Origin of the sequence: Synechocystis sp. LEGE 06083, from assembly GCF_015207725.1 — a bacterium.
GTDB classification, from domain to species: Bacteria; Cyanobacteriota; Cyanobacteriia; order Cyanobacteriales; family Microcystaceae; genus Synechocystis; species Synechocystis salina.
In genome coordinates, this window is record NZ_JADEWJ010000179.1 from 1 (window position 1) to 8,059 (window position 8,059).

The 8,059-nt window shown below is 48.1% G+C and carries 5 protein-coding genes and 1 pseudogene; all 6 read right to left on the reverse strand.

Features of this window, described 5'->3' with window-relative positions:
• A partial coding sequence (gene mnmE / locus IQ219_RS13410) for a tRNA uridine-5-carboxymethylaminomethyl(34) synthesis GTPase MnmE (protein WP_194072938.1) occupies window positions 1–1,051 on the reverse strand: 1,051 nt, incomplete at its 3' end.
• An 83-nt stretch (window positions 1,052–1,134) separates the two neighbouring features.
• Window positions 1,135–3,852, reverse strand: coding sequence for a cation-transporting P-type ATPase (locus tag IQ219_RS13415; protein WP_194072939.1), 2,718 nt, complete (start codon window positions 3,850–3,852; stop codon window positions 1,135–1,137).
• Window positions 3,853–4,256: 404 nt separating this feature from the next.
• Entirely contained in the window at window positions 4,257–4,694 is a 438-nt protein-coding gene (locus IQ219_RS13420) for a hypothetical protein (RefSeq protein WP_194072940.1), read from the reverse strand.
• A gap of 247 nt (window positions 4,695–4,941) precedes the next feature.
• Entirely contained in the window at window positions 4,942–6,228 is a 1,287-nt protein-coding gene (locus IQ219_RS13425; RefSeq protein WP_194072941.1) for a folylpolyglutamate synthase/dihydrofolate synthase family protein, read from the reverse strand.
• Between the two features lie 34 nt (window positions 6,229–6,262).
• Window positions 6,263–7,372 carry a fatty acid desaturase gene (locus IQ219_RS13430; RefSeq protein WP_194072942.1) on the reverse strand — a complete coding sequence of 370 codons (1,110 nt, stop codon included), beginning with the start codon at window positions 7,370–7,372 and terminating at the stop codon, window positions 6,263–6,265.
• 473 nt (window positions 7,373–7,845) lie between these two features.
• Window positions 7,846–8,059: pseudogene (locus IQ219_RS13435) on the reverse strand (signal recognition particle protein); the annotation flags it as partial.

Genomic DNA, 8,059 nt, shown 5'->3' on the forward strand with positions numbered 1-8,059 from the left:
TTCCTGGTGGATAGTTGACTAAATCGGCCCGGGCTAAATCAATTTTGTTAATTACTAAAATTAAAGGGCGGTCTTTGACTTGGTCGTAAATCAACTGGTCTGCCTCGGTCCAACCCTGGTGGGCATCCACCGTCAATAAAACTAAATCCGCCTGTTGAGCAGCTTTGCGGGAGCGCTCTACTCCCATCTGCTCCACTTGGTCCGCCGTTTCCCGAATGCCTGCAGTGTCTAACACCTGGATGGGAATGCCTTCCACTACGAGTTGGGATTCCACCACGTCCCTGGTGGTGCCTGGTAGATCAGTGACGATCGCCCGGTCTGTACGGCTCCAAGCATTGAGTAAGCTGGATTTCCCCACATTGGGTTGCCCCACGATGGCCACTTTTAAGCCGGTGCGGAGCAGTTCCCCTCGCTGGGCAGTGTCTAAAATTGCTTCTAATTGTTGGTACAAATCCTGTAGTTGTTGACGAATTAAATTTTCATCCAGTGGGGGTAAGTCGTCTTCAAAATCAATGCGGGCTTCCACTTCCGCCAAGATGTCTAGGCAAGTGTTCCGTAGATCCCGAATCGGTTGGGCTAACTTACCCTGTAAACCCGCTAAGGCGATCGCCGCGGCCTGGGGAGATTGGGCTCCCACCAGTTCACTGATACTTTCTGCTTGGGTTAAATCCAGCCGGCCATTGAGAAAGGCCCGCAGGCTAAATTCCCCCGGGTGGGCCAGCCTGGCCCCCTGTTGCAAACACAATTGTAAAACCTGTTGCACTGGCATGATTCCCCCGTGGCACTGGAATTCCACCACATCTTCTTTGGTGTAGGAACGGGGCGCTAGCATCAATAAGAGCAATGCTTCATCGATCGCCACTTGGGTATCGGGATGACGCACATGGCCGTACAAAATACGATGACTTTCCCAGGTTTGGCTCCCCGGTGCTTCAAAAAGGGTTTTGGCAATGGTGAGGGATTGTGGTCCCGACAGTCGCACCACACCGATACTGCCCTGTTGGGGCACAATGGCGGTGGCAATCGCCGCAATAGTATCTTCTAGGTGCATTGGGTGGGATGAAAGGGGATTTGAGAAGTTATTTAGGTGAATTTTAAGGTTTCTGTCACCCCTGGGGCAGGCTAAACCAGCGATTAAGGATCAAGACGATTGGCCAAGATCGCAACGGGCACCATGGGAATCATCGGCAGTAAACAGATTGCCCATTGTTGCCAGTCCATGGGAGCAGTTTTGAACAATACATTCATAAACGGCAGTTGACTGAAACCAATTTGCAGGGCGATCGCCACCGCAATGCCCACTAACAGTATGGGGGCTTTGGTAATGGTTTGACGTTTACCCATCACATAGCCGAGAAAACTACGACCTAATTGGCTAATGCTGAGCAGGTAAATTACCCTAGCGGACACAAGGGCTTGGATGGCCATGGTTCTGGCCAAATCGACGTCGCCAGTGGTGCGCTTGACCCATTCAAACATGCCAAAAATCAGAATCCAGTTAAACAGGGACACCAATAAAATACGGTGCAGTAACTTCCTGGTAATGAGGGGTTCATTGGGGTTGCGGGGGGGCTTTTGCATAATGCCCGGTGACTTGGCCTCAAAGGCTAGGGGCACCGTCATGGTGATGGAGTTGATCATGTTTAACCACAGCACCTGTAGAGAAAGAATGGGTAACGCCCGAGCCAGCAACACGCTGATCAAAATGGTCATGGACTCCCCGCCGTTGACCGGTAATAAAAAGGCGATCGCCTTGCGGAGATTTTGGTAAACAGTGCGTCCTTCTTCCACCGCCGCTTCAATGGAGGCAAAATTATCGTCAGTGAGCAACATATCGGAGGACTCCCGAGCCACTTCCGTTCCCCCTTTACCCATGGCAATGCCAATGTCAGCCCGCTTTAAAGCCGGCGCATCGTTCACCCCATCCCCCGTCATCGCGACAATGTGACCTTTTTCCTGTAAAGCTTCCACCAGTTGCAATTTCTGAGCCGGGGCTACCCTAGCAAATACACAACTTTCTGTGGCCGCCTGGGCCAATTCCTCCGGACCCATGGTTGTCAACTGTCGTCCTTCAAAAGCAAGCCCATCCCCATCAGCGGCAATGCCCATCCGTTTGGCGATCGCCTGGGCAGTACTAATATGATCACCAGTGATCATTTTCACTTCGATGCCAGCACTGTGACAGGCATGGACTGCGGCAATGGCCTCCGGTCGCGGCGGGTCGATCATGCCCTGTAAACCTAAAAAGATTAGCCCTGTTTCAATATCCCCGTGGTCAATGGCGTGGTGATGGGGCTCCACCGTTTTTTTAGCGAAGGCCAACACCCGCAGGCCTTGCTTAGCCATATCTTCAACATTCTTTTCCACCTCCGACAGATTAACCGGCACCGTTTGCCCATCATCCAACAGCAGGGAATTACATCTTTGTAGCAGGGATTCCACCGAACCCTTGACGTAAATTGTCCGCCCTTCTCCATCATGGAGCGTGGCCATATATTGATAATCCGATTCAAAGGGAATGGAGTCTAAACGGGGTTTTTGACTAGCTAAACCAGCTTGACTAAATCCAGCCTTGGCCGCCGAAGCTAACAATGCTCCCTCCGTGGGATCCCCCACCACCACCCAATCTTCCCCCCGATGTTCCAGTTGGGAATCGTTACAAAGAATGCCGCTGAGCAAACATTCTTCCAGCACTGGGGGTAAACCATCCAACAAAACATTGTCCACTTCCCCTCCCATTACCTGCCAAAATTCCCCCTTGGGACTGTAACCACCGCCGCTGACTTCGTAGTGTTTTCTCCCCGCATACACGGCCTGCACCGTCATTTGATTTTCCGTCAGGGTACCGGTTTTGTCGGAACACACCACCGTAGCACTGCCCAGGGCCTCCACAGCGGGAAGTTTACGGATAATGGCATTGCGCTTGGCCATGCGATTCACCCCAATCGCCAGGGTAACGGTAACCACAGCGGGCAAACCTTCGGGAATGGCACTGACGGCCAAAGCCACGGCCGCTTCAAACATGTCGAGGGGAGTGCCTCCCCGCCCCCAACCCACCACAAAGGTAAACGCCGCCAAAGTGACAATGACATAGAGCAATGTGTGACTAAATTTGGCAAACTTACGCGTCAAAGGGGTCATGAGGCTGACCTGCTTTTCCATGGACTGGGAAATTTGTCCCATTTCCGTGGCATTAGCTGTGGCCACCACCACCCCGGTGCCTTGGCCAAAGGTGACGAAACTGCCTGCATAGGCCATATTTAATCTTTCGGCGAGGGGCGTTTCTTCCGGTAACACTTGCACAGCCTTTTCCACAGGCACCGCTTCCCCCGTTAAGGCCGATTCATCCACTTGGAGATTCCGCACTTTTAACAATCTCAGATCCGCTGGCACCTTATCCCCTGAAGCCAGGGAAACAATGTCACCAATGACTAATTCCTGGGAGGGAATACGGAGGGTTTGTCCTTCCCTCAACACGGTGGCTTCCGTGGTCACGGCCTTGGCCAAAGAGGCGATCGCCCCCTCTGCTTTAGCTTCTTGGATGTAACCAATGATGGCGTTGACTAGGGTGACCCCCCAGATGACCCAAGCATTAGTCCAGGAACCGAGAAAAGCTTTAACTGTACCGGCAATGAGCAGAATGTAGAGCAGAGGTTGGTGAAATTGCAGCAGAAAACGCAACCAAGCCGGTTTACCCGGTTTAAATTTCAGTTCGTTGCGGCCATATTGTTCGTAACGCTGGGCCACGGCCTCCGCTGTTAGACCTAAACCTTGATCCGTCTGCAGTTCTGCCAGAATATCTTCCCCTGGTCGATGGTGATGCAGGTAGGAACTTAAGGCAGGGAAATCCATACTGATTTTGGGGAAAAGGAAACGTTCCCATGGTATCAACTGGACCGAAAAGAACCAAAATTACTCTACGGAAAATCTCCCACTAGGTAAAGATGACCTGAAAACACTGTCAGAGTGTGGGCAACGCCACTAACAGCAGGCGATCGCCTCCAAATCAATGCCGACAAATTTAAGGTTCGCCATAGTTACTTGTCAATGCAATCCCTCCGCAAAAATCAAGGGTTCTCAACTAATCTCAAAAGAAAAAATTGACGATTTTTTACTTGTCTAGCACCGCAATTAGAGCGTTTTTTCAAAATAAATAAATGTCAAGCTCACACCACCGCCATAAAAAATGGGCTAGACGCATCTCTTGAATCATTTTCTGTATCTTGCTTGAGAAATTTATTTAATTGAAACTTTTATCAATCTTCCCCTATCTCTTCTCCAATGCAGGTTCCACTACCAAACAGTAAATATCGATGAATTGATTCCGAAGCAAGTCCACTGCCATTGGCTTTGGCCAAAAATGTTCTGCCTTCAACGTATTCATCAATGGTTGTTTCTTCTCCATAAACATCAAAAGTGACTACTTTTTTTGCCCCTGAATAACAACTTAAGTTATCTGTTAATTCTAGCTGTCTTCTGTTGAAAGATTCCCCTTGATCAATCAGACACATGCCTCCACCAAAATTAACCCAGTGTTCTCCTTCGCTGTCGATAACTTTGATTTCATGGGCGAATTTATACTCATCAGCAAAAGGGCCATCCACCACATTTTTACGAAAAATCTCTTGCCCCCCCGAAAAACAAACTAAAATCGCAGGGTTCTGCTCCTGGGGGTTAGCATTTGACGCTGCCATGGTGGGTTGATTGCCCAGGAGGAAAATAATGATGGGAAGAATAACAAAATAAATAAGTAGCTTAATCAATTTATCTATCCTACAAATTAATGAAAGCTTGGGTAAAATCAGTTCTTCTGTGTTGTCCCTGACACTAGCGAGCTAGATGGTTTGGTGGAATAGCCATGGTAGGTAAACTAGGAGGAAGAATCCGATCATAGCAATCATAGCAATCAAAATTAAGTCTGAGCAGAATTGCTAGAAATAATTACTGAGAAGATTGCAATTTTTTTAAGAAATAGCCTACTAAATAAAGGGAGCCGCAGAGAACAGTCAATTTTTTAGAATGTTCTTCCGTTTTTTCTAAATTTTCCAGGGCTGTAAAACAATCATCAAACACTTTAACCTCGCTTAATTCCGGCATAGTCTGCCATGCTAACCGTTCCAACCCTGGCAAATCCCCACTGTCATGGTCGGGCACAGGCACTAACAAGAGGCGATCGCCGGGACGGAGCAGATGGCGGAAAATTTGGTCATGTTCTTTGGTGCTGAGCATGCCCATTACCCAGGTGATAGTCGGTAAATAGTGGTCTGAATGATCAACTAAGTGGTGGGTATAATTTGCCAGAGCCTGCGCCGCCGCTGGATTATGGGCTCCATCTAAAAGGATTTTTTGCCCGTTGTAGTCCACCCATTGCAATCGACCAGGCCAGGTGGCTTTGGCCATGCCCCGTTGGATAATCTCCGGGGTTAATTTGTCCCAACCCTGTTGCTGTAATTCCTGTAAAGCGGCGATCGCCAGGGCCGAATTTTGTAGTTGGAAATCTCCCAATAGGGCGAGGGGATACTCAAAACCTTGCCAATTAGCCCAGGGTTGACCATTTTTTTCGCTGGCCATGGCGGGGTCAATCCAATAATTGGGGCAATGTAATTCGGCAATGCGTTCTCGAAAAACTGGCTGTGCCTCTGCAGGAATTTGCCCTAAAAATACCGGCCTTGCTGCTTTGAGAATGCCTGCTTTTTCCCGTGCAATATGCACTACGGTGGGCCCCAACACCTGCCAATGTTCCCGACTGAGGGAAGTGATAATGCTGAGCAAACAAGGTTCCGGGACGTTAGTGGCATCTAACCTTCCCCCCAAACCCACTTCCATCACCGCAATGTCCACCTCTGCCTGGGCAAAATAAAGCCACACCGCCGCTGTAAACACCTCAAACAAAGTGGGGCGGTCAGCACCATCCGCTTTGGCGATCGCCGTTACCTGTTGCAACACCGCCATTAGGTCATGGTTATCGATGAAATGGTTATCCAGCCAAACCCGTTCCCGCCAATCAATCAAATGGGGAGAAGTGTACCGCCCTACCTTATAACCAGCTTCCGTCAATACGCTGGACAGGTAGGCACACACCGATCCCTTGCCATTGGTACCCCCCACATGGATATAGGGCACTTTGGCTTGGGGATTACCCAACTTGGCCAGCAGGCCATGGATGCGTTCCAGCCCCAGATTAACGCCGGCGGTTTTATAGGGTTCCAGTAGGGTGTTGATGTCCATGGCAATTAATGTTCGGGAAATTTGACTAATGCACCTAAACCAATGTAGTTACCTTGGCCTCAGTTAAATCAGGGGTATTTTTCGGCAACGGACAGGCGATCGCCCCAGTGCCGTCGTAGCCCACCAGCGTTGTTTCTCCTTGGTAATGACGGGGCGTTTCCAGCAACATTTGCCAGGCTTGCTTTGCTGTTAATAAATTCATTTGGCCAGGGTAGTGGGCTTGTAATAAATCCTGCACCAAAGGATAATAATCCGAATTTACGTCGGGAAATAAATGGTGCTCCGTGTGGTAAGAAAAATTAAAATGCAAGCAATCAAATAGCTTGGGCATCCGCAAAGAAACACTATTAACTAGTGGATCATTAACCTCCGTCATTGGGCAGGCCAAATGGTTAGTATAAATATAAAACATTCCCATGGCATGGCCGAGAAAAATCGGCAAAAAATAGCCTAAAATAACTGGAATTAACTGAAATTGTAAGTAAAATAAAATGCTTAAATGCACCGCTACAATAGCGACTAATTCCAACAAAATTTTCTGACGATCCTGTGGTTTAACAGTAAAAGCAGCGGGAACAAAGTCAGCGCTTCCCCCAGTGAAGAAAAGTACGGAAATCAGGTTGCGAAAATTATGCACTCCCCAGGCTGTACCCATGCCAAAAATTAGCCACAGAGGATTAACTTCTCCTGAAGGCGCAAATAAATGATGGATCCATTTCCCCCAGGTTTTGGGTTGTTCGTGTAGATAATTTCGATCCGGATCTCGCACACTATTCGTATTGTTATGGTGGACTTGATTATGGAGCGATCGCCATTGAGTCGGAGGCATCCACCAAAGGGAAAGACCTAAAAAACTGATGAGATAGGAAATTTTGGAACGTTTTTTCAGCACACTACCGTGCATTAGGTCGTGGCTCCCAAATAAAAACACAGTGACGCTATTCCCCATCAAGACCGCCATGGGCAAAAATAGCCAAAGCCACTCTAAGGGCCAATGATTGAGATTACGGGCAATGATTAATCCGGCAACATAAATACCCAAATTTAACCCTAAAACAATTAATTTATGGGGATCGGCTTGGAAGGCTTCCGGTGGCAAGAGGGGACGGAGTTTTTTAACGTATTCAGATTGAGCAATGAGCACCAGGAATAATCCCTAAAAAATTAAATAAAACAATTTCAGTGTAAATGATTTTACTTGTTTTGGGAAAATCCTGAGCCGGGCACAGATATTTGGGGAGCTTTAATATACTTCTTCAATGTATGGAGCCAGGGAAATTTAGGATTATTCTTTTCGGTTAAATGGACTGTAACTGGATGTTGTGCTAGGCATTTGCAATCATTCCCTAGGATCGTGTTTTACAGGCCCTTTGACCCACCAAACTTTGGGGAGAACTACCTGTAATTCTCCCAGTATTACCAGATCTTTGGTAAGTGGATTTAGGTAAAAGAAACTAAAATTTTGACAACAGGTTTTTCACCCCAATCTTGATCTAAGGAAAACCTAGATTAGGTTCGAGAATGTATCCCGGCTCTCCGACTTTTTGTTAACTGCCACCATTGTCAGAGTGATAGCAGATCGATTCAAAAAACAAATAAATCTAGGCCCCCAAACCCCTAAAGCTGTCCGAAGCCTTTTTTCTTCTTTTTCTTTTTGACTTTACCGCCTTTGCCCTTGTAGCCCCGGAAACCAGGGCCTGGCTGGCCACCAAACATACTTCCTCCCATACCCGGCATTGCCCCCATTCCTGGCATCCCTCCAGGCATTCCCCCCATGCCCATTTGTTGCATCATGGTCCGCATTTTGGTGAAATTGGTGATTAATTTAGAC